The organism is Thermobacillus sp. ZCTH02-B1, from assembly GCF_002159085.1.
Classification (GTDB): domain Bacteria; phylum Bacillota; class Bacilli; order Paenibacillales; family Paenibacillaceae; genus Thermobacillus.
Map to the genome: position 1 here is coordinate 225,554 of NZ_LZRU01000009.1, position 26,103 is coordinate 251,656.

The following is a 26,103-nucleotide window of genomic DNA, read 5'->3' on the forward strand; positions in this document are numbered from 1 at the left end:
GCGATCACTTCCCCCCGTAGGCTGTCAGATATTCCTTGATGCCGGCGACAATCTCCGCGGCGATCCGGTCCTGCACCGACTCCGTGAACAGCAGCTTCGCGTCGTTCGCGTTGGACAGATAACCGCATTCGAGCAGAACCGCCGGCATGGTCGTTTCCCGGATCACGACGAAATTGGCCGTGCGCACGCTGCGGTCCGCAAGCCCGGTCGCCTTCAGCAGGCGCCTGTGCATCACGTCCGCAAGCGTCTTGCTTTCCGGACGATTGTAATAGGTCTCGACTCCGGTGACCGAGGATTTCGTGATCCGGTTGGCATGGATCGAGATGAAGAGATCCGCGCCGATCCGGTTCGCATAGCGGGCACGCTCGTAGAGGTCCACGAACACGTCTTCGCTCCGGGTCAGGTACGGCGTGACCAGCTCGTCCTGCTCGAGCAGCTTGTACACCTTGAGCGCGACGGCGAGATTGAATTCCTTCTCGTAACGCCCGTTCACGCTCGGCGCACCGGGATCCTTGCCGCCGTGTCCGGCATCGATGACGACCTTGAATTTTTGCGGCCGCTCCGTCTCCGGCGGCGGATCGAGGCTCGCGAACACGACGTGCAGCGCGCCTTCCTCGCGCAGGATCTCGTAATCCAGCCTGGCCTTCAGGTCGAACACGACCCGCACGGTGGACGGATTGTTGCTGTAGTACGAATAGCGGATGCGTTCGAATGCCTTGAAATCGACGGCGATTTCCGCCTGTGACGCCTTCTGCGCGGCGAGCTTCGCCATGATGTCCGGCGAAAGCGACGCGTAGGGAATGTCGATGACGAGCTTCGTACCCGACCAGAACGGCTCGTTCGGCTCGGCGTCGCCCTCGTACAGCACCGAGACGCCCGTCCACCCGTCATACCGGATCTCCTTCACGACGGCCCGGGCGTCGGCCGGGACCTCGGGCGGCAGCGGAGGATGCCCGTCATCCGGAGACGCCCCTTCTCCGTCACCCGTTCCGTTACCTTCGCCATCCCCCGCTCCGATTCCTTCCCCTGCGGGCGGATTTTCCGCAGCGGGCGGTTCGGGTGATGCCGGACGCTCGAGAAATACCGATTTCGTGCCCTGGTCCCATCGGACCGTAAGCCCGAGCTGTTCGCCGACGAACCGGAGCGGCACGAAGGTCACGCCCTTGTCGATGAGCGGCGGCCGGGCAAGAGGCTGCTCCTCTCCGTTCACGACGGCGGCGTCCCGATCCACGGTCAGTTCGATGAGCGCAAAGCCGTTGCTGATGCGGACCTGTTTCGTCTCGTGCACCCACAGGACGTCGTAGCCGATCTCTTCGGCGATCAGGCGGACGGGAACCATCGTGAAACCCGACACGATGCGGGGTTCCGCGCCTTCCCCGATCCGCGCGCCGTCCAGATAGATGCTCGGCGAAACGGCCGCCCGCGATTCGGCCGGATGGAAGACGCACAGGGCAAACAGCACGAACAGCAGCGCACCAACTTTCTTCATGGGTCCACCTCTGGCTGCGGATTGCTGCAAACGCTTGAGCCTGAAAACAGCCGAACGCTTGTCCGAACATTTAGACGCCCGAAGCCGGAAAAAGTTGCGAACTGTCGAAAAGAAGCCCGCGATTCTTCCTGCCGGCCCCGATCATGCGAAATCTTGCGGTTTCGTGCGTTTTCTCGCGTTTTCTCAACCGGGCTCCCGAAAAAAAACGAAAGCCGTCCCGGAAAAGCCCGGAACGGCTTGCCTTCGGGAAACGACTCAGAACGGCTGCGCAGCACGCATCGCTTCGTACGCCGCGATCTTGTCCTCGTGCTGCAGCGTCAGCGCGATGTCATCGAGCCCGAGCAGCAGGAACTGGCGGCGGTGCTCGTCGAGGTCGAAGTCATATTCCAGTCCGAGATCATCGGTGATTTTCTTCGCTTCCAGGTCGACCGTAAGCTTGTAGCCCTCGTTCGCATAGGTGCGCCGGAACAGCTCGTCGACCTGTTCTTCGCTGAGCCTGACCGGCAGGATGCCGTTCTTGAAGCAGTTGTTGTAGAAGATGTCGGCGAACGACGGCGCGATCACGACCCTGAAGCCGTAGTCGAGGATCGCCCACGGTGCGTGCTCGCGGGACGAACCGCAGCCGAAGTTCGCGCGCGCGATCAGGATCGACGCTCCCTGGTAGCGCGGCTTGTTCAGATCGAAATCCGGATTCGGGTTGCCGTTCTCGTCGAACCGCCATTCGTAGAACAGGAACTGGCCGAAGCCGCTCCGCTCGATCCGCTTCAGGAACTGCTTCGGGACGATCGCGTCCGTGTCGACGTTCACGCGGTCAACCGGCGCGACGATGCCCGTATGTCGGATGAAAGGTTCCATCGCTTTCGCTCCTCCCCGTTCTTTCCCTGGCGGTCAGACCGCCACTTCGGACTTGATCTTCCACTCGCGCACATCGACGAAGCGGCCCATGATCGCCGCCGCGGCCGCCATCGCCGGCGAGACGAGGTGCGTCCGGCCTCCGCGGCCCTGGCGGCCTTCGAAGTTCCGGTTGGACGTCGAGGCGCAGCGTTGGCCCGGCTGCAGCACGTCGGGATTCATCGCGAGGCACATCGAGCAGCCGGCGTCGCGCCACTCGAAGCCCGCTTCCTTGAAAATCTTGTCGAGGCCTTCCTTCTCCGCCTGCATCTTCACGCGGCCCGAGCCCGGCACGACGATCGCCGTCACGCGCGGATGGACCTTGTAGCCGCGCACGATCTCGGCGGCGGCGCGCAGGTCCTCGATCCGGCCGTTCGTGCAGGAACCGATGAACACGTAATCGATCTCGATATCCGTCATCGGCGTGCCCGGCTTGAGGCCCATGTATTCGAGCGCCCGGCGGGCCGCCTTCCGCTCGTCCTCCGTCGGGAAACTGTCCGGATCCGGCACGCATCCCGTGATGTCCGCGCCCATGCCCGGGCTCGTGCCCCAGGTGACCTGCGGAACGAGCGATTCGACGTCGAACTCGACGACCTTGTCGAAGACGGCGCCTTCATCGGTGCGCAGCGTCTTCCAGTACTCGACCGCCCGGTCGAAATCTTCGCCCTTCGGCGCGTATTCGCGGCCGCGCAGATACTCGAACGTCTTCTCGTCCGGCGCGATCATGCCGGCGCGGGCGCCCGCTTCGATCGACATGTTGCAGATCGTCATCCGCCCTTCCATCGACAGGTCGCGGATCGCTTCGCCCGTATATTCGATGACGTAACCGGTCGCGAAGTCGGTGCCGTACTTCGCGATCAGGCCGAGGATCATGTCCTTCGCCGTGATGCCCGGCTTGAGCTTGCCGACGAAGCGCACTTCCATCGTCTTCGATTTCGCCTGCTGCAGGCACTGCGTCGCGAGCACGTGCTCGACCTCGCTCGTGCCGATGCCGAACGCGAGCGCGCCGAAGGCGCCGTGCGTCGACGTGTGGCTGTCGCCGCACACGATCGTCTTGCCCGGCTGCGTCAGCCCGAGCTCCGGCCCGATGATGTGCACGATGCCCTGGTCGACGTCCTGCAGGTCGAACAGCCGGATGCCGAAATCCTGGCAGTTCTTCCGCAGCGTCTCGATCTGCTGCCGCGAGATCGGGTCGGCGATGTTGAACCGGTCCTTCGTCGGCACGTTGTGGTCCATCGTCGCGAACGTCAGGTCCGGACGGCGCACCTTGCGACCGGCCATGCGCAGGCCTTCGAACGCCTGCGGGCTCGTCACCTCGTGCACGAGATGAAGGTCGATGTACAGAATGTCCGGCTTGCCCGGCTCGGAATGGATGACATGCTTCTCCCAGATTTTCTCGTACATGGTCTTCGGCATGCGATCACCCCATCGTCGGTTGCGCGGGAAGCCCTTCCCGCCCGTGCTGTAGTGCTTCTATCTTATCATGTTCTTGATAATCGAACAAAGATATAATATCTATAACTTTAATAGGTTGCACCTATAAATCGTTGCGCCGACGTGCCGCGGTCGGAAGAACGCACCGCGGTTCCGCGGCGCCCCCGAAGAGGAGCGTGCGCACCCCATGGATTTGCGGCAGATGCAATACGTCGTGCAGCTCGCGAAGGAGCGGAATTTCTCCCGCGCCGCGGAGAAGCTGCATATCGCCCAGCCGTCGCTCAGCCAGCAGCTCTCGAAGCTCGAGAGCGAGCTCGGCGTCCTGCTGTTCAGCCGCACGACCAACAGCGTCGAGCCGACCCACGCCGGCACCATTTTCATCGAGAAGGCGGCGGCGATACTCGACGCCGTCGAGCAGCTTCGCCAGGAGATGGACGATATCGCCCAGATGCGGAAAGGCAGGCTCGTCGTCGGCAGCCTGCCGATCACCGGCTCGCATGTGCTGCCGCATGTGCTGCCCGTCTTCCGCGCGCGTTATCCCGAGATCGACGTGACGCTCGTCGAAGACACGACGTCCCGGCTCGAGCAATTGACGGCGGTCGGCCAGACCGACCTGTCGCTGCTGTCGCTGCCGCTCGGGGATCCTTCGCTGACCTGGGAACCGCTGATCGAGGAGGAGATTCTCCTCGCGGTGCCGCCGAAGCACCGGCTGGCGGAACGGACGGGGGGCCCGGGCGTCGAGGTGCGGGAGCTGGCCGGCGAACCGTTCATCGTGCTGAAGAAGGGCCAGGGATTCCGGACCATCGCGTTCGACCTGTGCCGCAACGCCGGCTTCGAGCCGCGCGTCGTGTTCGAGAGCGGCAACATCGAGACGGTGCAGTCGCTCGTCGCGGCCGGCATGGGGCTGGCCTTCGTGCCGCAGATGGTCGCCCGCCCCGCCGGAACGCCGCTCTCCCCCGTTTATCTGCGGCTCGCCTCCGCCCCGACGCGCACGCTCGTGATCGCGACCCGCACCGACCGCTACCGCTCCAAGGCGGCGCGGGCGTTCATCGAGACGCTGCGCGAGACGGCGCCGGCGGCGATCGCCTCCCCCGACGGCCGCGGCGGCCGTTGAACGGTACGTGGCATACCGGGCGATCCCGCGGACTTACGGCAAATCCCGGCTGTATCTCCGGCTCATGCCATCGAGCCGCGGCGTCCTTCCCCGCCGGATTTTCCCGCGCCGGTCCCGGAGCTCACCGGCGAGCTCACCGCTCACCGGCCGGAGACGGCCTGCTTGCGTCCGCGTCCATGCGCCTTCGCCGCCTTCACGAGGCCCCGGACCGTCGCGAGCGCGGCGAGGGCGGCGGCGATGCCCGCGACGGCGGCCCACGGGTTCCAGCGCAGCTCACGGATCGCGTGGAGCCAGCACGCAAGCCCCGTGAGCGTCGCAAGCAGCGTCGGCACGGTGAGGATGACGCCGGCCTTCACATCATAACCCCAGCCGATGGCGGAGACAGGGACGGTGCGCGGACATTCCTTCGTTCTTTCGGCATGGTTTCACCGGGCTTGCGCTGCCGCCGGGATTCCCGGAATCCTTCCGTCATCGTCCGCCGCCGAACCCCGGCGCCCGTGCGTTCGGGGCTCAACCGGCCCCCTCATCCAGCCGGTACAAGGACGGCCTCCGGTCCTCGAACACCGGGATGCGCCGGCGTACGTCGTCCACGAGATCCAAGTCGATCTCCGCGGTCAGAATCGTCTCTTCCCCGCCCGCTTCCGCGACGATTTCGCCCCATGGATCGATGATCATCGAATGGCCGAAGAATTCCGTGCCGTTGCTCGTTCCGACCCGGTTGCAGGCCGCGACGAACACCTGGTTCTCGATCGCCCGTGCGCGAAGCAGCGTCCGCCAGTGCTCCAGCCTCGGATGCGGCCACTCCGCCGGCACGACCAGAATCTTCGCCCCCGCGAGCACAAGCGTCCGGGCCAGTTCCGGAAAGCGGATGTCGTAGCAGATCATCGCGCCGACCCGCACGCCGTCGAGCTCGGCCAGTCCGATCCTGCGCCCGGGCTTCAGATGCTTCTCCTCGTCCATCAGCCGGAAGAGATGGATCTTGTCGTATTCGCCGGCCGGCTCCCCGTCCCGGCCGAAGATCCGGACCGTGTTGTAGACGCCGTCCTCCCTGAGTTCCGCAATCGAGCCGGCGACCACGTTCACGCCGTGCTTCCGGGCGAATCCCGACGCGAAAGCCCGCGTCCGGTCGCCTCCGGGGTCGGCGATCGAACCGATGATCTTAAGCGCGTACCCGGTGTTCCACATCTCGGGCAGGACGATCAGATCCGGCCGTTCCGCCGCCGCCCGTTCCATCCGTCCGGCCGCCCGTGCGAAGTTGGCCTCCGGATCGCCCGCCTCGACGTGCATCTGCACGAGCGAAATCCGCCATCTGCGCCCCATGCTCCGCGCCCCCCCGTCACCGAAAATTTGCGCTTCTCCCATCTTACTCCGACATGCCGGCATGTCAAGTTGGCAACACTACAGGCAACATGCTTCCGACACTTTTCCACCCGAGGAGCTGATCGCGTGAAGAGACTGCTGCCCGCCGTACTGTCCGCATTATGCCTGTTATGCCTGGCGCCGGCCGTGTGCCGGTCCGCGCCATCCGGCCCGGCCGGCATGCCCGCCGCCGCAACGGACGCATCGGCGTCCGCCGGCGCGGCTTCGTCCCGCGCAGCCGGCGCCGCGCCCGCCCGGGAACAGATGCCCTTGAAGCCGGTGCAGGTGTTCGACGTGAAGGCCGGCAAAGTCGTCCGCACCGTTCCGAACGACGAGGAATTCCAGGCGATGGCGCGGGAATGGCTGCGCTCGGTGACCGGACTGTCACCGAGGCTCAGGCCGTCCGAAGATTGCGGATTCGTCTACCGCGTGCCGCTCGCCGGAACCGCAGCCGTGCGGATCGGGGGAACGGCCATCGCCGTCCGCGACATCTTCCTGTTCCAATGCGAGCGGGAGCGCCCGCTGCTCCTGGTCTTCGATCCGGACAACCGGCCGTACCTGCTCCAGTTCGAAGCCGACCTGCGTCCTTTCCTGCGCAAGCTCGCCGCTCCGGAAGCGCCGCCTCCGGATGACCGGAAGGACCGCCCGCGATTTCGGGGTATTCCGACCGGTACAGACTAAAATTTTTCTCGACATGCCTGCCATTCCGTGCTAGAGTTATGTATCATGCCTCGCCCGCGCCCCGAAGCGGATTCCCGCCGGGCGCGGGCGGATGCCGGAGTGGTGTGGTGACATGAAGCGACCGATCGCCCCTGTCCGCGTTGAACCGGCCGCACGGCTGAAGGAGCTGCCGGTGCAGTTCTTCGCCGGGCTGTCGGCCCGCGCCGCCGCCCGGATCGCCGAAGGCCGCGACGTCATCAACCTCGGTCAGGGCAACCCGGACCGCCCGACGCCGCAGCCGATCGTCGAGCGCCTGAGGGAGGCGGCCGGCAACCCGCTGTACCACAAATATCCGCCGTTCAGCGGCTTCCGGTTCCTGAAGGAAGCGGTGGCGAAGCGCTACGAGGAAGACTACGGCGTCAGGCTGGACCCGGAGACGGAAGTCGCGATCCTGTTCGGCGGCAAGACCGGGCTCGTCGAGATCAGCCAGTGCCTGCTCGATCCCGGCGATGTCTGCCTCGTGCCGGATCCCGGCTATCCGGACTACTGGTCGGGCATCGCGCTGGCCGGCGCGCGGATGGTGTTCATGCCGCTTTCCGAAGCGAACGGCTTCCTGCCCGACTACGGCGCGCTGAAACCCGAAGATCTGCGGCGCGCGAAGCTGATGTTCGTCAACTACCCGAACAACCCGACGGGCGCCGTCGCCGACGCCGCCTTCTATGAAGAGACGGTCGCATTCGCCGCGCGGCACGGCATCGTCGTCGCGAGCGACTTCGCCTACGGCGCGATCGGCTTCGACGGCAGGCGCCCGGTCAGTTTCCTGCAGATACCGGGCGCGAAGGAGGTCGGCGTCGAGTTCTACACGCTCTCGAAGAGCTACAACATGGCCGGCTGGCGCGTCGGTTTTGCCCTCGGGAACGCCGACGTGATCCGGCTGATCAACCTGATCCAGGATCACTACTACTGCAGCCTGTTCGGCGCCATCCAGGAGGCGGCGGCCTTCGCGCTGACCGGCCCGCAGGATTCCGTGCGCGAGCTTGCGGCGATGTACGAACGGCGCCGGGACACGCTCTTCCGCGCGCTGGACCGCATCGGCTGGAAGGCCCGCAAACCGGGCGGATCGTTCTTCTGCTGGCTTCCCGTCCCCGCCGGTTACACGTCCGAATCGTTCGCCGATCTCGTCCTCGAGCGGGCGGACGTCGTGCTCGCCCCGGGCGTCGGCTTCGGCCGGAACGGCGAGGGCTACGTGCGGCTCGGCCTGCTGGCCGACGAGGCGCGGCTCGAGGAAGCCGTCGAACGGATCGGCCGCCTCGGACTGTTCGGCTGACCGATGCGAAGCCCGTCCGCTTCCGGCGGCCGCCGGCTTTACAGCGGTGCCGTTTCATGATAAGGTAATAGCATACAAACGAAAACGCGAAACGTCATGACGGGACCAGTAAGCATGCTGCAGGCGCGTTCAGAGAGCGGAATCCGTGGGCGCCGGAGGACGAAGGTCAACCGGACGGCCTGAGGCTGCGAGAATCCGCCGCGCTCCGTGCTGAACCCACCCCTGAACGGCCGGCGACGAGCCGGACAGCCTCCTGCTGTTATCGGGAACAGAGCGGACGGCGCCCGTGCGCCGTCAATAAAGGTGGTACCGCGGAAGCGCAGACTTTCGTCCTTTAACGGGGCGAAGGTCTTTTCTTTTTGACCCCAACACAGCATCAGACGGCAAGGAAGGATCGGAATGGGCGAACGCATCGTCGTCAAAATCGGTTCCAGCTCGCTGACTTCCGCCGAAGGCGGCCTGAACCGCTCCCGCATCGAGTATTTCGCCGGCGAGCTCGCCTCCCTGCACCGGTCCGGGCGGCAGGTGCTGCTCGTCACGTCGGGAGCCGTGGCGGCCGGCTTCCGGAGAATTGGCTATCCCGCGCGGCCAAAGCAGCTCCACGAGAAGCAGGCGGCGGCAGCCGTCGGCCAGGCGCTGCTCATGCAGGCCTATCAGGAAGCGTTCGGCCGAAGCGGCATCGTCGTCGCGCAGATTCTGCTCACCCGGCACGATTTCTCGAACCGGCAGCGCATCCACAACGCGCTGATGACGATCGAGGAGCTGCTCCGCCGGAACGTCATCCCGATCATCAACGAGAACGACACCGTCACGGTGGAAGGGCTCAAATTCGGCGACAACGACAACCTGTCGGCGCTCGTCGCCAACCTCGTCAAGGCGAAGAAGCTGATCATCCTGACCGACACGGACGGCCTGTACACCGGCGATCCGCGCCGCAACCCCGACGCGAAACGCATCGACCGGGTGACCGAGATCGACGAGCGGATCATGGCCGTCGCGGGCGGTGCGGGCAGCTCCGTCGGCACCGGCGGGATGCGCTCGAAGATCGAGGCGGCGCGCGTCGCGACGCGCGGCGGCGTGCAGGCGTTCGTCGGCCGGGCGATCGGACCCGGCGATCTGCTGGCGGCGGTCGAGGGCCGCGGCCGGGGCACCTACTTCGATACCGACTACGACAACCTGTCCGTGAAAAAGCAGTGGATCGGCTTCCATTCGACGCCGAACGGCCGGATCACCGTCGACGAGGGCGCGGTCCGGGCGCTTGTCAGCGAAGGACGCAGCCTGCTCCCCGCCGGCATCATCGGAGCGGAGGGCGAATTCAACCCGGGCGACGTCGTTGAGGTCGCCGGACCGGACGGCGTGCCGATCGGGCGCGGCGTCGTCAACTACGCTTCGTGGCAGGTGCAGGCGACCGCCGGCCTCAGCACCGAGGAAGTGCGCAAGCGCGTCGACGTCGTCCGCATCGAGGTGATCCACCGGGACGAATGGGTCTCGTTCCCGCGCTGAAGCGCGATCGAAACCGTCGGAACCAGAAATGCAATGGAGGGATCGAAACATGAGCCGGCAAACGACGATTGACGAAGTGAGGGAGAAGGCGCTGGCGGCCCGCGAAGCGCTCAAGGCGATGAACCGGCTGACGACGGAGCAGAAAAACCGGGCGCTCCTCGCCATGGCCGACGCGCTCATCCGCGAGCGGGACGCGATCATCGCCGCCAACCGGGAGGATCTTCAACGGGGCGAGGCGAACGGCACGTCCCGTTCCCTGCTGGACAGGCTGAAGCTGGACGAAAGCCGGATCGCCGGCATCGCGGATGGATTGCGGCAGATCGTCGAACTGCCCGACCCGGTCGGTGAAGTGCTCGAGTCGTTCGAGCGGCCGAACGGGCTGCGCATCGAGAAGGTGCGCGTGCCGCTCGGCGTCATCGGCATGATCTACGAGGCGCGGCCGAACGTGACCGTCGATGCGGCGGGACTCTGCCTCAAGACCGGGAATACCGTCGTGCTGCGCGGCGGATCGGCGGCGATCGATTCGAACCGGCGGATCGTCGAGGTGCTGCGCGGGGCCCTCGCCTCCACCGACGTGCCGCCCGACGCGCTGCAGCTCATCGAGGATTCCGACCGCCGGTCGGTCGACGCGATGCTGAAGCTGAACGGCCTGCTCGACGTCATCATCCCGCGCGGCGGCGCATCGCTCATCCGCAACGTCGTCGAGAACGCGACCGTGCCGGTCATCGAGACGGGCGCGGGCATCTGCCACACCTTCGTGGACGAAAGCGCCGATCCGGAAATGGCCTCGCGCATCGCCTTCAACGCGAAGGTGCAGCGCCCGTCGGTCTGCAACGCGATGGAGACGCTGCTCGTCCACCGCAAATTCGCGGAGGCGCATCTCGACCGGCTGCTTAAGCCGATGGCCGAAGCGGGCGTCGAACTGCGCGGCTGCGAGGAGACGCGCCGCCTCTTCCCCGGCGCGCTCGCCGCGACGGACGAAGATTACGCGACCGAGTACAACGATTACATCCTCAACGTGAAAATCGTCGGCAATCTGGATGAAGCGCTGGCCCACATCGCGAAATTCGGCACGAAGCACTCCGAATGCATCGTGACCGAAGATCGCCGCAACGCCGAGCGGTTCCTGCAGGAGGTGGATGCCGCGGCCGTCTACCACAACGCGTCCACGCGCTTCACGGACGGCTTCGAGTTCGGCTTCGGCGCCGAGATCGGCATCAGCACGCAGAAGCTGCACGCGCGCGGTCCGATGGGACTGCCTGCGCTCACGTCGACGAAATACCGGATCTACGGCAACGGCCAGATCCGCGGCTGAGGGGTGCGGCGGACCATGACGACGAACGGCCGATCCCTCACCCCGCCGCAAGGCCCGATCGGCCTGAAGCTCTGCTTCTTCGGAGCGGGCTCGATGGCCGAAGCGATCGTGCGCGGCCTCCTCTCCGCCGGACTGGCGGAGCCGTCCGGCATCACGATGCTGAACCGCTCGAACGCGGCCCGGCTGGCCGAACTCGGGGAACGCTACGGCGTCCGCACCGCCGCGGACGAGGCGGCGAAAGAGCAGGCGCTCCGCGGCGCGGACGTCATTTTCCTGTGCATGAAGCCGAAGGACGCGGCGGAGGCGCTCCGGCGCCTCTCCCCCCTCCTCCGGGACGGACAGCTCCTCGTCTCCGTCATCGCGGGGCTGTCCATCGCCGCGATCGAGCGGCTGGTCGGCCGCCGGCTGCCGGTCGCGCGCACGATGCCGAACACGTCGAGCACGATCGGCCTCGGGGCGACCGGCATCAGCTTCAACGACGCGGCGTCGGACGGGCAACGCGGGCTCGTGCTGCGGATATTCCGCGCCGTCGGCACGGCGCACGTCGTCGACGAATCGCTGATCGACGCCGTGACGGCGCTGTCGGGCAGCGGCCCCGCCTACCTGTACTACATGATGGAAGCGATGACCGACGCCGCCGTCTCGCTCGGACTTCCCGCGGACACGGCGCGGGCGCTGACCGTGCAGACCGTGCTCGGCGCGGCGAACATGGTGCTCGAGACCGGCGAGGAGCCGGCCGATCTGCGCCGCAAGGTAACCTCGCCCGGCGGCACGACGCAGGCGGCGATCGAGACATTCGAGCGGCAGGATTTCCGCGGCCTGGTCGAACGGGCGATGCGGCGCGCGGCGGAGCGTGCCGCCGAACTGGGCGCGGAACTGGAAAGGAGCGTCACCTGACATGGGCGGATATTGCCGTGCAACCTACCGGCTCTATGACGAAAAGGCCGATTTCGAGAAGAAGGCGCAAAGCATCGCCGTCGGCCTCACCGTCGGCAGCTGGACCGACCTGCCGCAGGCGCGCAAGGCCGAGATGGAGAAGCATCTCGGACGGGTCGTGTCCGTCACCGAAGTGCCGGCGGCGGATTCCCCGACCGGCGAGCGGTACGCCGACATCGTCATTGACTACCCGGACATCAATTTCAGCCGCGACATCCCGGCGCTGCTCGTCACCGTGTTCGGCAAGCTCTCGATGGACGGCCGGATCAAACTGCTCGACATCGGCTTCTCGGACGACTTCCTCTCCGCCTTCCCGGGACCGAAATTCGGCATCGAGGGCGTCCGCCGGCTGCTCGGGGTGCACGACCGGCCGCTCCTCATGAGCATCTTCAAATCGGTCATCGGACACGATCTCGCGAACCTGCGGGAGCAGTTCCTCCTGCAGGCGCTCGGCGGCGTCGACCTCGTCAAGGACGACGAGATTCTGTTCGAAAATCCCCTGACACCGCTCGAGAAGCGCGTCGAAACCTGCATGGCCGCGGCGGAGGAAGCGAAGCGCGCGACCGGACAGGAGCTGCTGTACGCCGTGAATCTGACCGGTCCGACGTTCAAGCTTGCGGAGAACGCGAAGCGGGCGATCCGGGCCGGCGCGAACGCGCTGCTCTTCAACGTGCTCGCCTACGGCTTCGACGCGCTCGCGGAGCTCGCGCGCGATCCGGAGATCAACGTGCCGATCGCGGCGCATCCCGCGATCTCCGGCGCGATCTATCCGTCCAGGCATTACGGCATCGCAGCCCCGCTCCTGCTCGGCAAACTGATGCGGCTCGCGGGCGCCGACCTCGTCCTGTTCCCCTCCCCCTACGGCTCGGTCGTCATGCCGAAGGAGGACACAAAAGCGGTCAAGAACGCGCTGACCACGGGCGAGCTTCCGCTCCGCAGCAGCTTCCCGGTTCCGTCGGCGGGCATTCATCCCGGCCTCGTGCCGCTCCTCCACCGCGACTTCGGCCCCGACGTCGTCGTGAACGCGGGCGGCGGCATCCACGGCCATCCGCTCGGCACGTCCGCCGGCGGCCGCGCGTTCCGGCAGGCGATCGACGCGGTGATGGCCGGCGTGCCCCTGGTCGAAGCCGCGAAGCGGCATGACGAGCTGCGGGCGGCCGTCGAGGCGTGGGGGATCCGGGAATGACGCAAGGCAAGGAACGGATCATTTTCTGCGACTTCGACGGCACCATCACGATGAGCGACAACATCGTCGCGGTCATCCGCCATTTCGATCCGCCCGGCTGGCGCCGGATCGTGGACGACGTCCTCGCCGAACGAAAATCGATCCGCCAGGGCGTCGGCGAATTGTTCCGGCTGCTGCCGAGCTCGAAGAAGGACGAAATGATCGACTTCGCCGTGAACAACGCGGTCATTCGCGAGGGATTCGCCGAACTGCTCCGCTTCTGCCGGTACGAGGGGATCGAATTCTATGTGACGAGCGGCGGCATCGACTTTTTCGTCTATCCGATTCTCGCGAAATTCGACATCCCGCGCGACCACATCTTCTGCAACGGCAGCGACTTTTCCGGCGAGCGCGTCGAGATCACGTGGCCGCATCCGTGTGAGCCGCCCTGCACGAACGACTGCGGCATGTGCAAAACGACGATCATGCGCCGCTTCCCGCCCGGGCGGTACGAGCGGATCGTGATCGGCGACAGCGTGACCGATTTCGAGGCGGCCAAGATGGCCGACGCGGTGTTCGCGCGGTCGCATCTGACCGAGAAATGCAGGGCGCTCGGCGTGCCGTACACGCCGTTCGAGACGTTCTACGACGTCATCGACGGGCTCGAAGAGAGGGTGATGTCATGAGCGGCAGCGCCTTTGCGGCCATCGCGGCCGAGGAAAAACAGCGCGTGCTGGCCGAACTCGGGGAGCTGAAGGCGCATCTCGCTTCCCGCGGTCTGTTCCCGGGCACGAGCGGCAACCTGTCCGCCCGCGTCGGCGGGTTCCAACCGGATCGCTTCCACTTCGCGATCACGGCGAGCGGCAGGGACAAATCCCGGTCGACTCCCGAGGATTTCCTGTTCGTCGACCAGGACGGCAAGCCGGTCGAGACGACGGCGCTCAAGCCGTCCGCCGAAACGCTCATCCATTGCGAGATCTACCGGCTGACGGGCTGCGGCGCGATCGCCCACGTCCACACCGTGTTCAACAACGTCGTCTCGGAATGGTTCTGGGAGCGGCGCGCGGTGCCGGTCTGCGGCGTCGAGCTGATCAAGGCGTTCAACATCTGGGAGGAAGAGGCGTCGATCGACATTCCGATCGTGCCGAACTACGCCGACATTCCGCGCATCGTGCCCGAGGTGACGGCGCGGCTTGATCCGCGCGTGCCCGGCATCCTGCTGCGCAAGCACGGCATCTACGCCTGGGGCCGCGACATCGCGGAAGCGAAGAAGCATCTCGAGGCGTTCGAGTTCCTGTTCGAATATGTCTACCGCTGGGAACTGCTCCGGAGCGGACGGCGATAAAACAGAAAGGCGCGAGCCTTGCGCAGGCCGCGCCATTTTTGTGCGGTTGCATACGTTCGGGCGATTCCGCGCGTTCGTGTTGTCCGATCTCATCCGCATCAGCCGGAACCCGCCAACCGTCAGGCTTTACGCACGCCCGCGGAACTGCCGCGCGCGGAGCCGCGCCTCCTCCTCGCTCGTGATCCGGTTCCGGCTCCATTCGAGCAAAATGCGGTCGATATACCGGAAGCTCAGCTTTCCCGCGAACACCGCTTCCTTCAGCGCGAAGCGGATCAGCTCCTCCGGATAGCGGTCCTGGTCCAGCCAGGCCGAGATCGTCTCGAGTTCCATCGGCGACAGGGGCCGGCCGAATTCCCGCTCGAACACGGCAAACAGCTCCGCCGCCCGCCCGTCCTCCGCGGGGACGGCGGCGCCGCGGGGGGGCTCCCGGCGCTCCGGCGACGACGGCCGTGCCGCCGCGCCGCCGGACGGTTCGTGCGCGGCCGCATGCGCAGCGGCCTGCTCGTACCAGCCGGTCCAGCGGTAGGCTTCCGACCGGACGCCCGTCTCCGGATCGATGCGCTCGTCGATCGCGAGGAAGCCGCGTCGGATCAGGTCGCCGATCAAACCGGCGACGCGGTCCGGACCGATCCCCATCCGCGTGCCGATCTCGTCCGGCGTCGGAAACGGATTGCCTTCCGCGAGCCGGAAACCGGCGATCTGGAGGAGCAGCACGAATTCCTCGTCGCTGAGCCCGAGCGCGCGGTAGGTGCGCAGCACGAACTGCGGCACGAACACGCCGCCTTCCGCGAGGAATTCGGCGGCGGCTCCCGCCGGATCATCCCGTCCGATGTCCGTCATCCGCATCCTCCTCCTGCCGCGCATCCGCGTCCGCTTACGATTCCAGGGCGGCCGCCGTCTCGCCGGCCCTCTTCCGCTCCGTCACGAGGCGGTACGTATCCCGCGCAATGATCAGCTCCTCGTTCGTCGGCACGACGAGCACCTTCACGCGCGAATCCGGCGCCGAGATGAAGCGCGCCTCCTTCGCGGCATCGAAGTTCGCCGCCTCGTCGAGCTTCACGCCGAGGAACGAGAGTCCCTCGCACACCGCCTTGCGCACGTGCGGAGAATTCTCGCCGATGCCGGCCGTGAAGACGATCGCGTCCAGCCCGTTCATCGCCGCCGCGTAGGCGCCCACATATTTGCGCAGGCGGTAGCAGAACATGTCGAACGCAAGCTTCGCGTTCCGGTCCCCCTCCTCCATCGCCTCGATGATCTCGCGCATGTCGCCGCTGGATCCCGAGATTGCGAGCAGGCCCGAATGCTTGTTCAGCATCGAATTCACTTCGCCGAGCGTCAGCTCTTCCTTGCTCATGACGAACGGCACGACGGCCGGATCGATATCGCCGCTTCTCGTGCCCATCATGAGCCCTTCGAGCGGCGTCAGCCCCATGCTCGTGTCGACCGACTGCCCGCCCAGAATCGCCGCGCAGCTCGAGCCGTTGCCGATGTGGCAGGTGACCATCTTGAGTTCTTCGATCGGCCTGCCGATCAGTTCGGCCGCCCGCCGGCTGACATAGAAATGGGAGGTGCCGTGGAACCCGTAGCGCCGGATCCGGTGCCGCCGGTACAGCGCCATCGGAATCGGATACAGATAGGCGTGGCGAGGCATCGTCTGATGGAACGCCGTGTCGAACACGACCGCCTGCGGCACGTCCGGCATGTTCTGCTCGACCGCGTTGATGCCCGTCAACGCGGCCGGATTGTGCAGCGGCGCGAGGTCGAACAGGTCGCGGATGCTGCGCTTCACCTCGTCATCGACGAGCACCGATTCCTTGAACGTCTCCCCGCCGTGCACGACCCGGTGGCCGACCGCCTCGATCTCGGCGATGGAGCCGACGACGCCGTGCTCCCGGTGTTGCAGCAGGTCGAGGACGCGCCGGACCGCCGTCACGTGATCGAGGATTTCGCTCACCTCGCGGACGCCCGGCTTGTCCTTCGGCTCGTGCGTCACGATCGCCGATTCCGTGCCGATCCGCTCGACCCGTCCCTTCGCCAGCACCGACTCGTCCTTCATGTCGTACAGCTGATATTTGAGCGACGAGCTGCCTGCGTTGATGACCAAAACCTTCATATCCGATCCCCGTCCTCGTCGTATCGGAAGAATCCCTCACCCGTCTTCACGCCGAGCTGGCCGGCGCGGACCATCTTCTTCAGCACGACGGACGGCCGGTACTTCAGCTCGCCGTACTCCCTGAACATCTGCTCGAGCGCCGCCACGACCGAATCGAGGCCGAACCGGTCCGCCATCTCGAACGGGCCGTACTTGAACGAGTAGCCGATCCGCATCGCCTTGTCGATGTCCTCGGCCGTCGCGACGCCCTCCTGCAGCAGATTCGCCGCCTCGTTGATGAACAGGCAGATGAGCCGGCTCGTCACGAACCCCGGCGATTCGTAAACCATGATTCCCTGCTTGTTCAGCGTGTCCTCGACGAACTTCCGCACCGTCTCGAACGTCTCGTCGGACGTCTTCAGGCCGCGGATCAGTTCGACGACATCCACCTTGAACGCGGGATAGATGAAATGAAGCCCGATGACCCGCTCCGGATGCGCCGTCACGCCGGCCAGCTCCGTCAGGCTGAGCGTCGACGTGTTGCTCGCGAGAATGATGTGCGGCGCGCAGATCCGGTCCAGCTCCGCAAACACCTGCTTCTTCGTGTTCAGATCCTCCGACACCGTCTCGATGACCATGCCGCATTCGGCCATCGCTTCCAGCGATGTGACCGTCCGGATCCGTCCGAGGATCAGCTTCTTCTCGGCCTGCGTCAGCGCCCATTTCTCGATCTGCTTGTCCAGGCTCTGCTCGATCTGGCGCAGGCCGTGGGCGGCATGCTGCTCCGTGCGGTCGGCGAGCAGCACGTCCAGCCCCTTCGCGGCCAGCATCTCCGAGATGCCCTGGCCCATCGTCCCCGCTCCGACCACTCCAACTTTGCGTATCGTCAAGCCGATCACCTGCTTTGTCCCTTAGTGCGACACGCTACAATTATACCGTAAGCCGGACACAAAAAAGAAGGCGTCCGGACGGACGCCTCCCCAATGTTCACACAACCTTCGGAAATTCGGACGGCCTCCCTTTTCGACATGGACCGGCATGGCCCGAAGGGAACCCGGCCATGCTTCCGCGCGCCGGACTTCGGCCGCGTTCAGGCGCCCGCCTGGACGGGCCCGCGCAGAAACTCGCGGAACCTGTCCCCGCTCAGCGTCTCCTCGCGCATGAGCAGCTCGAGCGACCGTTCAAACACGTCCCGGTGCTCCCTCAGGCACGCCTTCGTCTTCTCCATCAGCCGGTCCAGCAGATCCCGCGCGACGCGGGAGAACGTCTCGGGCGTCAGCATGCCCGGATCGACGATGCCGAGCTCGGTCAGGCCCGATTCGACCATCGTGCGCACGATGCCGAGCGCCTGCTCGAAATCGCTCCGCGAACCGGTGCTGCGGCCGCCGAAGAACAGCTCCTCCGCCGCCGCGCCCGCCAGCGCGACCATGATCTGCCCTTCCAGATACTCGGCCGTATAGAGATAGCGGTCCTGCTGCGGATTGTGGCGCACGTAACCGAGCGCCTGCCCGCGCGGCGACAGCGCGACCGTCGAGACGCTGCCCGGGCGGACGAGCTCGGCCATGATCGCGTGGCCCAGCTCGTGGAGCGCCACCCGCTCCCGCTCTTCCCGCGTCGCCTCGCGGTCCGTTTTCTCGCCCATCATCACCTTGTCGATCGCCATCGTCAAATGGTGCATTTCAATGGTGTCGGACTCTTCGCGCATCGCGTAGATCGCCGCCTCGTTCAGGACGCTTTCGAGCTGGGCGCCCGAGAAGCCGAACGTCTCCTCCGCGACTTTGTCCAGATCGGCCGTCTTGCCGAGCGGTTTGCCCGCGGCGTGGATGGACAGGATGTGCCGGCGGCCCTTCTTGTCCGGCAGATCGACCGCGATGTGCCGGTCGAATCGTCCCGGGCGAAGCAGCGCGCTGTCAAGCATGTCCTTGCGGTTCGTGGCGGCGATGAGCAGAATGCGGGGGGATTCGTTCGCCTGGATGCCGTCCATTTCGGTCAGCAGCTGGTTCAGCGTCTGGTCGTACTCGCGATGCTGGCCGCCGTCGCGCCGGCCGCCGATGACGTCGATTTCGTCGATGAAGATGATCGCGCTGTTCTTGCCCGCCTTCCGCGCCTTCTGCCGCGCCTCGCGGAACAGCTCGCGGATCCGGCTCGCGCCGACGCCGACGTACATCTCGACGAATTCGCTGCCCGAAGCCGCGACGAACACCGAGTCCGTATGGTGCGCGGCCGCCTTCGCGAGCAGCGTCTTGCCGGTGCCCGGCGGACCGGTCAACAGGATCCCCTTCAGCGGACGGATGCCGAAGCGCGCGATCTCGTCCGGCCGGATCAGAAACTCCAGCGCCTCCATCAGCTCCTGCTTGGCCCGCTCCTGTCCGCCGATCTCGTCGAACGTGAGCGCGGCCGGCTGCTTCCTCGGGGCCTTGCCGCCGCCCGGCACGGGAAGCTGACCCCGCGTCCGGACCGCAAACAGCAGGAGACCGGCGACGGCCCCCGCCAGCAGGATCGGCACGACGTTCACGCCGACGTACCAGAGGAACAGGAGCAGCACCGGAACGGAACCGGTCAGCATTTCCTTCCAATATTTAAGCATCCGGCCACACCCCCAGGACGGCGGGCTGACGCGGAAGCACGACGTACTTGACCGCTTCTTCCAGCTTCAGGGTGATGTAGACGTTGGATTCGTCCATCTCCGCCTTCGCTTCGAGACCGGGATGGACGGCCTCCAGCCCGGCCAGGGTTTCCGGAATGTCGGCGTATCGCCGGGTTTCCATTGCCTGCGCGATCGCGAACAGCGCCGACGACCAGATCGTTTCAAGTTTCTCGTTCCGCTCCTGGCGGATGACCAGTTCGAGCTTGCGGCCTCCGAGAACGTCCGCCGCGCGCTCGCGGATATTCCGGTGGACTTCGGCGAGGCTCGCCGTGCCGTCCAGCTTGATTTCCACGGTTACGCGATCGTCCGTGACGACCGGATTGGAGGCCTCCGCCCCTTCGATGTCCGAAAACGTAACGGCGAGCGGCTGCTCGACCGCATAGTGGCGATACACGAACCATCCGCCGAAAAGCAAGGCGCCCGAGACGAGCGCCGACAGCAGCACGGGGACCATGCGTATGCTCGTCATCCGGATGCCTCCTTCCCATGCGATGCTGTATGCCTTAAAAGTATAGCATACAAGAAGCGCCGCATGGGCCGGCAATAACAGGCAAGCGCCCTTCCGCCGCATGCCGCGCGCGGGGGCGCTTCCGTCTCGTCAACCGGTTGCCTTCGCGGGAAGACGGTAAGTCCTGAACGGTCTGCCGTCCTCGAACGCGTAAAATCCGTAGAAATGGCGCTCCACGCCGTTCTCGTTCCTGGTGTACCAGACTTCCCAGATGCGCCGGCCTTCCGCATATCCCGGGCGGATCCGGAGGATCGCGGCGTCGGGATGTTCGCGCAGCACATCCCGCCGGAGCGCGTCGGCGTCGTAGGCTTCGCCGGCGTCCGTGATCTCGACGCGATCCGCGAACACCCAGACATATGCGTCCGATCCGTCCTCCCGCTCGCCGCGCACGACCCAGACCACCTCGTCCCAGACGAACTTGACCGCCGACTCCGCCTTCCGGAGGCCGGCTTCGGCGACCGCGCGTTGCACCGCTTCCCGCTCTTCGCGCGCATAATCGCTCCGCGCCCACTGGAGATACAGCAGGATGAGCGCCAGCACCAGCCCGAGCGAGAGCAGGACGATGACGGCCCAGCGACGGGGCGTCATGAAACGTTCCGCTGGCTCGCGCCGCCTCATGTCTTCGCTTTCAGCCTTTCGAAGCGTGCGGCCGCCTCCGCCCGGATCCGCTCCTCGTCCAGCCGCGTGCAGACGCGGTCCCGCACAACCTGCACGCCGTCGACCCAGACGTGCTTCACATCCCGGCCGCTGCCCGCGTAGACCAGGTGCGAGACGAGATCCGTGCGCGGGAAATATTGCGGCTGGTCAATGTCGATCGCGATGATGTCCGCGCGCATGCCGGGCTTGAGCATGCCGATCTCGTCCGCCTGCCGGATCGCCCGCGCCCCGTACACCGTACCGAGCTTGAGCGCTTCCCGGGCGGGCACGGCCGTCGGATCGCCGGAGACTCCCTTGTGGATGAGCGCCGCAAGCCGGATTTCATCGAAGATGTCCAGATTGTTGTTGCTCGCCGCGCCGTCCGTGCCGAGCGACACGGTCACGCCCGCGCGGAGCATCTCCGGCACCCGCGCGACGCCGCTCGCGAGCTTCAGGTTGCTCGCCGGATTGTGGGAGACCGCGACGCCCCGTTCGGCGAGCAGCGCGATCTCGTCGTCGGTGAGATGCACGGCGTGCGCCACGAGCGCCGGGCGGCTGAACACGCCGAGCCGGTCCAGATGCTCGACCGGCCGCGCGCCGTACTCGCGGACATTCTGCTCGACCTCGGCCGCCGTCTCCGACATGTGCGTGTGGATCGGCAGATCGAGATCGTGGGCGGCCTGCACGAACCGCCCGATGAAGGCCGGCGGGCAGGTATACGGCGCGTGGGGGGCCATCATGACGCGGATGCGGCCGTCCGCCTTGCCGTGCCAGTCGCGCGCGAACCGGACCGCATCCTCGAATTTCGCGCGCTGCTCCGCTTCGGAGCAGAGGCCGATGACGCCCCGGGCGAGAACGGCCCTCAGTCCCGCCTGCTCGACCACCCGCGCCACCTCGTCCATATGGTCGTACATGTCGACGAACGCCGTCGTCCCGCTCTTCAGCATCTCGACGACCGCAAGCTGCGCGCCGGCGCGCACGTCCTCCGCCGCAAAGCGCGCTTCCATCGGCCAGATTTTGTCCCGAAGCCATGCCTGCAGCGCCATGTCGTCCGCATATCCGCGCAGCAGCGTCATCGCCGCGTGGCCGTGCGTGTTCACGAGGCCCGGCATGAAGAGGAGCCCGCTGCCCGCGATCCGCTCGGCACCCTCCGCGAGCGCTCCGGGATGCGCTTCGTCCAGGTAGACGATCCGGTTCCCTTCCGCCACGAGATGGCCTTCCACCAACGGTCGATCGTCGTCCATCGTCAGGAAGATGCCGCCGTCAATCCACCACTTCGTCGTCGTCATCGCCATCCTCCGCATTTCTCTCCAGATAATAGGCCAGGCTGAGCAGTTCGGTCGTGAAATCGGCATGATGCACCCGCACGTTCGGCGGCACCTTCAGAATCGCGGGAGCGAAATTGAGGATCCCCTCGACGCCCGCCTCCGCCAGTTGATCGGCCACCGTCTGCGCCGCGGAGGCCGGCACCGTGATGATGCCGATCCGGATTTGCAGCGCTTCGACGGTCTGCTTCAGCTCTTCCATCGGCTGGACGCGCATCGTGTTGATCATCATGCCGATCTTGTCCGGATGGGCGTCGAACACCGCGACGATCTTCATGTTGTCGCGGCTGTAACGGTTGTAGTTGCAGAGCGCCTGGCCGAGATTGCCCGCGCCGACCAGCGCAACGTTGATGTTCCGGTCCAGCTTCAGGATGTGCCGGATCTTGCCGATCAGATACGAGACGTCGTAGCCGATGCCCTTGCGGCCGAACTCGCCGAAGTACGCAAGATCCTTGCGGATCTGCGCGGGATTCAGATCGAGCTTGCGTCCGAGCTCCTGCGACGAGACGGTCTGCACGTCGCTGCGCAGCAGCTCGTTCAGCGCCTGGAGATAGAGCGGCAGCCGGCGCACGACCGCCTCGGAGATTTTGGCCTGCTTCATCACGCGGATCCTCCCTGCTTCGCCCCGGTCTCCCCGAGCCACTCCCGGATGCGCGGCACGATTCGCTCGACGTTCATCGTCTCGATCCTGGGTCCCGGAAGCGAGTGCAGAAAATATTTGCCGTAGCTGGTGTCGATGACGCGCGTGTCGTACAGGATGACGATGCCCCTGTCCCGCGCCGTGCGGACGAGGCGGCCGAACCCCTGCTTGAAGCGGATGACCGCCTGCGGAATCGACAGCTTCATGAACGGGTTCTTCTTCTCCGCCGCGAGTTGCTCCGACTTCGCCTCGAGCAGCGGATGGTTCGGCGGCGAGAACGGCAGCCGCACGATCGCGAGGCACGTCAGCATCTCGCCGGGCAGATCGACGCCTTCCCAGAAGCTGCTCGTGCCGAGCAGCACCGAAGCCTGCGACTGCCGGAAACGGCGGACCAGCTTCGTCCTTCCCCCTCCGTCGACGCCCTGGGCGATGACGGAGATCCCCGCTTCGGAGAGCCGCTCCTTGAGCGGTTCATAGACCTGCTTCAGCATCTTGTAGGAAGTGAACAGGACGAGCATCCGGCCCGACGTCTCGCGCGCCACGTCCGCCAGCGAATCGACGAGCGCCGCCAGGAACGCCGGATCGGCGTTCGCGCCGCGGATCGGCGGCAGATTCCGCGGAATGACGACGAGCGCCTGGTCGCGGTAATTGAACGGCGACGGGAGTTGGACGGTCTGGAGCCGCCCGTCCTCTTCGAACCCCGTCAGCCCGAGCTGCTCGGTCGCATATTCGAACGACTGGTGCACGCTGAGCGTGGCCGACGTCAAAATGACGCTGCGCTTCGCGTCGAAGAAATATTGCTTGAGCAGCCCGCTTACATCGGCCGGCACGGCGAACAGATGGACCGACCGGAATTTGAGGAACGCATTCGTCTCAATCCAGTAAACGGTGCCGTGTTCTTCCAGTCGGACAAAACGTCTCAGCTCGTCGCGCACGCGCGCAAGATCCTTCACGCGGCCCGCGATGTCGGCGGCGGCCGCCTCGACTCCGGCGTCGTCGCAATGTTCCCGGAGCTCCGCCATCAGCCTGTCATACGCGCGCACGATTTCGCTGATCGAGGCGAACACGTTCGCTTCGGCCGACCGCACCGCTTCCCATTCGGCCGGCGGCCGGTCGCCCCGGACGCGCAGGACGCCCTGCCCGTCGTCGTCGGCACCGGGCTGCGCCAGGCGGTACAGGAGCTCGAACAGCTCGTCCCATTGGAGGCGCAGCTCGCCGAATGTCGGGACGGTGCCGTCGATCGTCTCGATCCATCCCTCGGCCCGTGCGTGGCCGGTGTCGGCGATTTTCTGCCGGAGCTGGAAGATGAGCCCGGAACGGGCGTCCTTGCACAGCCGGATCAGCGGATGCATGCCGCTGTTGTAGGAAATCTGGGCACCGAGATGCTTGCCCGCCGCCTCCTCCAGATGATGGGCTTCGTCGACGATGAGATGGTCATAGGCGGGCAGCAGCCGGTATTCGGCGCGGATGTCGGTGAACAGCAGCGAATGGTTCGTGATGACGAGATCCGCGTGGGAAGCCTCCTGCTTTGCCCGGTGGTAGAAACAGTGCCGGAACCAGGGGCAGGCGCGATTCAGACACGAATCGGCATCGCTCGCGACGGTCTGCCAGTATTCGGCGCCGCGTCCGCCGAAGTTCAGCTCCTCCTGGTCTCCGTGCTCCGTCTCGGAGAGCCAGACCAGCATCTGCGCCGTCGTCAGCCGGTCGTCCGAGGGCGCGAAGTAGTCCCGCGCCGCCAGCTTGCCTTCGAATTTTCGCAGGCACAGATAGTTGCTCCGCCCCTTGAACACGGACGCCTTGAACGGCACGGGCAGCACCTTCGCAAGCAGCGGCACGTCCCGCTCGCGAATCTGCTCCTGCAGGTTGATCGTGTGCGTGCTTACGACTATTTTCTCGTCATGGCGGATACCATAATAGAGAGCCGGAATGAGATAGCCGAGCGATTTGCCCGTTCCCGTGCCGGCCTCGATCATCAGGTGGCGGCCGGATTCGAGCGCGTCGTGCACTTCACGGATCATGCGGACTTGCGCATCGCGCGGTTCGTAATCCGGGACATGTTCCCGCAGCCGCTCGAGCGTCTCGGCGAGGAACGTCTCGAAGTCCGTGTTCCGCAGCCGTTCGGCCGCGTCCGGATCGTGGAGGCGCGGCGGCTCCTCTTCGGTCCATTCTCCGACCCGGAGCGCGAAGCCGCGGTGGTAACGCCAGGCGTCCGTGTCGATCGCCTTCTGACGCCGCCTGCGCTCCAGCGCGTCATGCACGATCCAGCCGAGGTCGTCGCCGTCCCCGAGCTGCGCGGCCATCCGCTCGAGCGTGAGCAACGGCAGATTGCGCAGCTTTTTCATGCACGCCCTGAACACGAGCGCGGTCGCCATCGCGTCGCTGTCGGCCCGGTGATGGCGCTCGTGCTCGATGCCGAACGCCTCGGTGACGGCTCCAAGCTGGTACGACGGCTGGGTCGGATACAGGATGCGCAGGAGCTGGAGCGTATCAAGCACCCTTCCCGTGAACGGCAGGTAACCGCATCGGTCCAGCGTATCGTTCAGAAAGCCGACGTCGAATCCCGCGTTGTGCGCGACCAGCACCGCATCGCTGATCAGCGGGATGACCTCGGCCATCACGTCTTCCGGTTCGGGCGCGTCGCGCACGTCTTCATCCGTGATGCCGGTCAGCTCGGTGATGAATGCGGGGACCGGGACCCTGGGACGCACATAGGACGCGTAGCTCCCGGTCACGCCGCATTCCTCGTCGAGCAGCACGATGCCGATTTGGATGATGTCGTCCGTATCGCTGTGGTTTCCGGTTGTTTCCAGATCGAGAACCGCAAATTTCATCCGGTTGTCGGACTCCCCATGTGTCAGACGAACCCGGGCCCCCCGAAATGCAGCTCCAAGGGTCCGTCGTTCGCCATGCAGATTGCCAGGTTGCGCGCGGCGCCCGCAAATTCGGGATCCGCTTCGCAGGCCTGCCTGAAATAGTGCGCCGCTTCCCGGGGATTCGCTTTGACGGCCTGGATGCAGCCGAGCGCATTCAGTCCGAGCGCCTTCAGCTTCCGATTCGGAGCCTTCCGCACGACGAGCCGGAAATGGCGCTCCGCTTCCTCCCAATCGCCGAGATGGAGGTTCGACATCGCGAGGTACAGGCGCGCCGCCAGCGATTCGGGGCGAAGCTCCACCGCCCTCCGGAACGCGGCCGCCGCTTCCCGGTACATCGCCAGCTCGAAGTAACCGCGCCCCGCGGTCAGCTGCCGGTCCGCTTCTTCCGCCGGCGCAACCGGCGCGCCGTCCGCCGCGTCATCCGGGCCGGTCCATGCCCCGCCCATATCGGACGACGCATCACCCGCGCCTTCCGGCGCGTTCCGGACATCCTGTCCGCTCCCGTCGTGCGCCGCATCCGGCGCGGCGGGCGCGGCGTCGCAGGCGGCGGCCATTTCGCGCAGCTTCGCCAGCCTCTCCTCCACCTTGAGCCAGCCGTCGATGACCGCGTCGCTCATGACCTGGATCCTGCGCATCTTCCCCTCGATCGCGGACCGCTGCGCGGCGTCCGCGGCGGGATAGCGGGCCAGCCATTCGTCGAGCATGCCGCATACGGCGGCAAACCATTGCCTGAACACCTTCGCCGCCCCCTTCGCCCTGGCCTACCGGCCGGCTGCCGGCCGGTAGGCTCATTCTGCGCCGGGCCGGGGGCGGACTATACCGCGGACGGAGCGTCATATCCCGC

General features: G+C 66.0%; 24 protein-coding genes. 9 read left to right on the forward strand and 15 right to left on the reverse strand.

Annotation, left to right across the window (positions count from 1 at the left end):
- Positions 1 to 4: 4 nt before the first annotated feature.
- The 3 genes from A9Z00_RS02660 to leuC all read right to left on the reverse strand — a co-directional run bounded on the left by A9Z00_RS02660 (position 5) and on the right by leuC (position 3,796).
- A complete protein-coding gene (locus A9Z00_RS02660; RefSeq protein ID WP_296974052.1) occupies positions 5 to 1,489 on the reverse strand; it encodes an N-acetylmuramoyl-L-alanine amidase in 1,485 nt (494 codons plus the stop codon).
- Positions 1,490 to 1,744: 255 nt separating this feature from the next.
- Complete coding sequence (leuD, locus tag A9Z00_RS02665; protein ID WP_296974054.1) at positions 1,745 to 2,344, reverse strand: 3-isopropylmalate dehydratase small subunit; 600 nt, start codon at positions 2,342 to 2,344, stop codon at positions 1,745 to 1,747.
- Between the two features lie 33 nt (positions 2,345 to 2,377).
- Positions 2,378 to 3,796, reverse strand: coding sequence for a 3-isopropylmalate dehydratase large subunit (leuC, locus tag A9Z00_RS02670; RefSeq protein ID WP_296974056.1), 1,419 nt, complete (start codon positions 3,794 to 3,796; stop codon positions 2,378 to 2,380).
- A 205-nt stretch (positions 3,797 to 4,001) separates the two neighbouring features.
- Between leuC and A9Z00_RS02675 the strand changes: the two genes are divergently transcribed.
- Positions 4,002 to 4,928 carry a LysR family transcriptional regulator gene (locus A9Z00_RS02675; RefSeq protein ID WP_296974059.1) on the forward strand — a complete coding sequence of 309 codons (927 nt, stop codon included), beginning with the start codon at positions 4,002 to 4,004 and terminating at the stop codon, positions 4,926 to 4,928.
- Between the two features lie 140 nt (positions 4,929 to 5,068).
- Here the strand turns inward: A9Z00_RS02675 and A9Z00_RS02680 are convergent, their stop codons facing one another.
- Both A9Z00_RS02680 and A9Z00_RS02685 read right to left on the reverse strand, forming a co-directional pair.
- Positions 5,069 to 5,284, reverse strand: coding sequence for a hypothetical protein (locus A9Z00_RS02680; RefSeq protein WP_296974061.1), 216 nt, complete (start codon positions 5,282 to 5,284; stop codon positions 5,069 to 5,071).
- Between the two features lie 154 nt (positions 5,285 to 5,438).
- Positions 5,439 to 6,248: a carbon-nitrogen family hydrolase gene (locus A9Z00_RS02685; RefSeq protein ID WP_296974062.1), complete on the reverse strand. Its 810-nt coding sequence runs from the start codon at positions 6,246 to 6,248 to the stop codon at positions 5,439 to 5,441.
- Positions 6,249 to 6,557: 309 nt separating this feature from the next.
- On the opposite strand from A9Z00_RS02685, the gene A9Z00_RS02690 reads away from it, so the two are divergent.
- The 8 genes from A9Z00_RS02690 (at position 6,558) to mtnB (ending at position 14,538) form a co-directional block, all read left to right on the forward strand.
- Positions 6,558 to 6,968 (forward strand): hypothetical protein, encoded by a 411-nt coding sequence (locus tag A9Z00_RS02690; RefSeq protein WP_296974065.1) that lies wholly within the window; start codon positions 6,558 to 6,560, stop codon positions 6,966 to 6,968.
- Between the two features lie 112 nt (positions 6,969 to 7,080).
- Positions 7,081 to 8,274, forward strand: coding sequence for a pyridoxal phosphate-dependent aminotransferase (locus A9Z00_RS02695; protein ID WP_296974067.1), 1,194 nt, complete (start codon positions 7,081 to 7,083; stop codon positions 8,272 to 8,274).
- Positions 8,275 to 8,673: 399 nt separating this feature from the next.
- Entirely contained in the window at positions 8,674 to 9,777 is a 1,104-nt protein-coding gene (proB, locus tag A9Z00_RS02700) for a glutamate 5-kinase (RefSeq protein ID WP_296974070.1), read from the forward strand.
- Positions 9,778 to 9,826: 49 nt separating this feature from the next.
- Positions 9,827 to 11,092 (forward strand): glutamate-5-semialdehyde dehydrogenase, encoded by a 1,266-nt coding sequence (locus A9Z00_RS02705; protein WP_296974071.1) that lies wholly within the window; start codon positions 9,827 to 9,829, stop codon positions 11,090 to 11,092.
- A 15-nt stretch (positions 11,093 to 11,107) separates the two neighbouring features.
- Complete coding sequence (gene proC, locus A9Z00_RS02710; RefSeq protein ID WP_296974074.1) at positions 11,108 to 11,989, forward strand: pyrroline-5-carboxylate reductase; 882 nt, start codon at positions 11,108 to 11,110, stop codon at positions 11,987 to 11,989.
- 1 nt (position 11,990) lies between these two features.
- Positions 11,991 to 13,214: a 2,3-diketo-5-methylthiopentyl-1-phosphate enolase gene (locus A9Z00_RS02715; RefSeq protein WP_296974076.1), complete on the forward strand. Its 1,224-nt coding sequence runs from the start codon at positions 11,991 to 11,993 to the stop codon at positions 13,212 to 13,214.
- The gene (locus A9Z00_RS02720) at positions 13,211 to 13,879 is read left to right on the forward strand and encodes a 2-hydroxy-3-keto-5-methylthiopentenyl-1-phosphate phosphatase (protein WP_296974078.1); all 669 of its coding nucleotides are present in this window, start codon (positions 13,211 to 13,213) and stop codon (positions 13,877 to 13,879) included. The genes A9Z00_RS02715 and A9Z00_RS02720 overlap by 4 nt, the downstream gene beginning before the upstream one ends.
- Entirely contained in the window at positions 13,876 to 14,538 is a 663-nt protein-coding gene (mtnB, locus tag A9Z00_RS02725) for a methylthioribulose 1-phosphate dehydratase (RefSeq protein WP_296974080.1), read from the forward strand. Before A9Z00_RS02720 ends, mtnB begins: the two co-directional genes overlap by 4 nt.
- 126 nt (positions 14,539 to 14,664) lie before the next feature.
- Here mtnB and A9Z00_RS02730 read toward each other — a convergent pair whose 3' ends face one another.
- The 10 genes from A9Z00_RS02730 to A9Z00_RS02775 form a co-directional block, all read right to left on the reverse strand.
- Positions 14,665 to 15,378 carry a DnaD domain protein gene (locus tag A9Z00_RS02730; protein WP_296974081.1) on the reverse strand — a complete coding sequence of 238 codons (714 nt, stop codon included), beginning with the start codon at positions 15,376 to 15,378 and terminating at the stop codon, positions 14,665 to 14,667.
- A 34-nt stretch (positions 15,379 to 15,412) separates the two neighbouring features.
- Positions 15,413 to 16,651 carry an acetate/propionate family kinase gene (locus tag A9Z00_RS02735; RefSeq protein ID WP_296974084.1) on the reverse strand — a complete coding sequence of 413 codons (1,239 nt, stop codon included), beginning with the start codon at positions 16,649 to 16,651 and terminating at the stop codon, positions 15,413 to 15,415.
- Positions 16,648 to 17,520, reverse strand: a complete 873-nt coding sequence (locus A9Z00_RS02740; protein ID WP_296974086.1) for a 3-hydroxyacyl-CoA dehydrogenase family protein — start codon at positions 17,518 to 17,520, stop codon at positions 16,648 to 16,650. The genes A9Z00_RS02735 and A9Z00_RS02740 overlap by 4 nt, the downstream gene beginning before the upstream one ends.
- A gap of 200 nt (positions 17,521 to 17,720) precedes the next feature.
- Positions 17,721 to 19,217 carry an AAA family ATPase gene (locus A9Z00_RS02745; protein ID WP_296974089.1) on the reverse strand — a complete coding sequence of 499 codons (1,497 nt, stop codon included), beginning with the start codon at positions 19,215 to 19,217 and terminating at the stop codon, positions 17,721 to 17,723.
- Positions 19,210 to 19,746 carry a hypothetical protein gene (locus A9Z00_RS02750; protein WP_296974092.1) on the reverse strand — a complete coding sequence of 179 codons (537 nt, stop codon included), beginning with the start codon at positions 19,744 to 19,746 and terminating at the stop codon, positions 19,210 to 19,212. Before A9Z00_RS02750 ends, A9Z00_RS02745 begins: the two co-directional genes overlap by 8 nt.
- Before the next feature lie 129 nt (positions 19,747 to 19,875).
- Positions 19,876 to 20,373: a cell wall elongation regulator TseB-like domain-containing protein gene (locus A9Z00_RS02755; protein ID WP_296974094.1), complete on the reverse strand. Its 498-nt coding sequence runs from the start codon at positions 20,371 to 20,373 to the stop codon at positions 19,876 to 19,878.
- A 26-nt stretch (positions 20,374 to 20,399) separates the two neighbouring features.
- Entirely contained in the window at positions 20,400 to 21,710 is a 1,311-nt protein-coding gene (locus tag A9Z00_RS02760) for an amidohydrolase (protein ID WP_483316255.1), read from the reverse strand.
- Entirely contained in the window at positions 21,685 to 22,347 is a 663-nt protein-coding gene (locus tag A9Z00_RS02765) for a redox-sensing transcriptional repressor Rex (protein WP_296974097.1), read from the reverse strand. Before A9Z00_RS02765 ends, A9Z00_RS02760 begins: the two co-directional genes overlap by 26 nt.
- Positions 22,347 to 25,217: an ATP-dependent DNA helicase DinG gene (dinG, locus tag A9Z00_RS02770; protein WP_296974099.1), complete on the reverse strand. Its 2,871-nt coding sequence runs from the start codon at positions 25,215 to 25,217 to the stop codon at positions 22,347 to 22,349. The genes A9Z00_RS02765 and dinG overlap by 1 nt, the downstream gene beginning before the upstream one ends.
- Positions 25,218 to 25,240: 23 nt before the next feature.
- The gene (locus A9Z00_RS02775) at positions 25,241 to 25,996 is read right to left on the reverse strand and encodes a tetratricopeptide repeat protein (protein ID WP_296974102.1); all 756 of its coding nucleotides are present in this window, start codon (positions 25,994 to 25,996) and stop codon (positions 25,241 to 25,243) included.
- Between the last annotated feature and the right edge of the window lie 107 nt (positions 25,997 to 26,103).